Genomic DNA, 1,895 nt, shown 5'->3' on the forward strand with positions numbered 1-1,895 from the left:
CCAGCGCGAGGTGGAGGACCGGCTGTCCGAGAAGATCCTGTTCGGCGAGGTCGAGGCCGGGCAGATCGTGATCGTGGACGTCGAGGGCTGGGACGGCGAAGGCTCCGACGACCAGGCGCAGTTCACCTTCCGCGGCGAGACGAAGCCGGGCCTGGTCCCGGACTCCCCGCCGGTGGACCTGGCCTCCTCGACCGGCCCGTCGGGCTCGTCGGAGGAGTCCGGCGAGAACCGCGAGTCGGAGTGACCTGACGAGCTCCGCTGACGAACGCGGCCCCCGCACCCTTCTCTGGGTGCGGGGGCCGCTTCGCGTTTGCGGTTTTCGACCACCGACGGGGAGCGAACGGACCGCTGGCCCTGCTGGATGGGGCGAACAGGTCGTTCACTCCGGGAAAACGGGGCGTCAGCGGATGCGGGGGAGGCGTTCGGTGGGGCTTTCGGGGTGGGTGACGCGGGGGAACTGGTCGGTGGGGGCATCCGCATCGTCCGCCTCGTCGCGCTCGCGGCGGGTTTGCCGGACGCGGGAGATCACGAAGTAGGCGATGGCCAGTGCGACCACGGCCAGGACGACCTTGGAGAGGATGCCCGCGTACTGCTCGACGAGGTACCAGTTCTGCCCGAGCAGGTAGCCCGCCACCACGAACACGGTGTTCCAGATCAGGCTGCCGAGGCTGGTGAACAGCACGAACGTGGGCAGCGGCATCTTCTCCACCCCTGCGGGCAGCGAGATGAAGCTGCGGAACAGCGGGATCATCCGGCCGAAGAACACCGCCTTCACGCCGTGCTTGCCGAACCACGCCTCGGTGCGGTCCACGTCGGAGAGCTTGACCAGCGGCATCTTCGCCGCGATCCGGTGCATCCGCTCCCTGCCGAGCGCGTGGCCGAGCCAGTACAGCGCGAGCGCGCCGAGCAGCGATCCGGCCGTCGTCCACAGCACCGCCGCGAAGATGTTCATGTTGCCCTGGCTGGCGGTGAACCCGGCCAGCGGCAGGATGAGTTCGCTGGGGATCGGCGGGAACAGGTTCTCGATCGCGATGATCAGGCCGGCGCCGGGGCCGCCGAGAGTTTCCATCACGCCGATGACCCAGGCGGTGAACCCGGTCGGCTCGGCGGGCGCGGCGGCCAGTGCGGTCGAGTGCATCGGGAACTCCGGTGGCGTCGGCAGCAGAGGGGCTGTGCTGGTCGGTGCGGCTTCGCCCGGTCGCGGCGTCCCGTGGGGGTGGGCGCGGCCAGGTCCGCGGATCATCCGGAGATCGACCGGGTAGGGGCGAATGTCCGTTATTCCATGATTCCAGCGCGCTCGGGCGCTTCGCCGTGTGATCCTAATCGCGCCCGACTCGGCACATTGATCCACAGAGCTGTGGATAACAAGCCTTCCTGTGGACCCCTCTTGTGGACAACTACGTGATCAATCCACAGGGTGCTGAAAGATCCCGCGCACCCGGCTCAAGCCCGCTGCGAAGCTGGACGGGTGCGCGTGGCGATGCTGGGGCCGTTCCGCCTGCACTCGGCCGACGGAAAGCAGGGGGCGCAGGCGCACCGGCACCTGGCCGAGGCGGAAGAAGCGGCCTCGGACATGTCGCGCACCGGTCCCGAGCAGGCGGTGACCGCAATGGCCGCCGCACCGGTGCTGCTCGACCGAGAACGAGCACGAGGCGGCGCGGGAACGGCTGGTCTTGGCGCTGGACAGCGGTATGGGCGTGCGGGAGATGCCCGCGGTGGCCGCGATCGCCGAGATCGCTGCGCGCTGGCGGCTGCGCATCGGTGATCCGCTGGGTGCCGAGCGGATGCTCGGGCTGGCGGTGCGGCTGCGCGGCGTGCTGGACGAGGGAGATCCGGACCTGCGCGGCGTGCTCGCGGAGCTCGCCGCGCACCCGGACCCGGAGACCCGGCGCAAG

The 1,895-nt window shown here is 70.0% G+C and carries 2 protein-coding genes and 1 pseudogene; 2 read left to right on the forward strand and 1 reads right to left on the reverse strand.

The genetic code is table 11. The features are described from left to right. Nucleotides 1–244 (forward strand): annotated as a pseudogene (locus IJH84_RS06860) (hypothetical protein); the annotation flags it as partial. Nucleotides 245–400: 156 nt separating this feature from the next. Here IJH84_RS06860 and IJH84_RS06865 read toward each other — a convergent pair. Next, nucleotides 401–1,138, reverse strand: a complete 738-nt coding sequence (locus IJH84_RS06865) for a DedA family protein (protein WP_200068287.1) — start codon at nucleotides 1,136–1,138, stop codon at nucleotides 401–403. Nucleotides 1,139–1,673: 535 nt separating this feature from the next. On the opposite strand from IJH84_RS06865, the gene IJH84_RS06870 reads away from it, so the two are divergent. Beyond that, on the forward strand, nucleotides 1,674–1,895 hold a 222-nt coding region (locus tag IJH84_RS06870; RefSeq protein ID WP_295141647.1), incomplete at its 3' end, for a hypothetical protein.

Origin of the sequence: Saccharopolyspora sp. (assembly GCF_017434145.1) — a bacterium.
Lineage (GTDB): Bacteria > Actinomycetota > Actinomycetes > Mycobacteriales > Pseudonocardiaceae > Saccharopolyspora_C > Saccharopolyspora_C galaxeae.

Excerpts from the sequence above, each read along its gene's own strand:
- IJH84_RS06865 (WP_200068287.1), bottom strand. The coding sequence starts at position 1,138 with ATGCACTCGACCGCACTGGCCGCCGCGCCCGCCGAGCCGACCGGGTTC.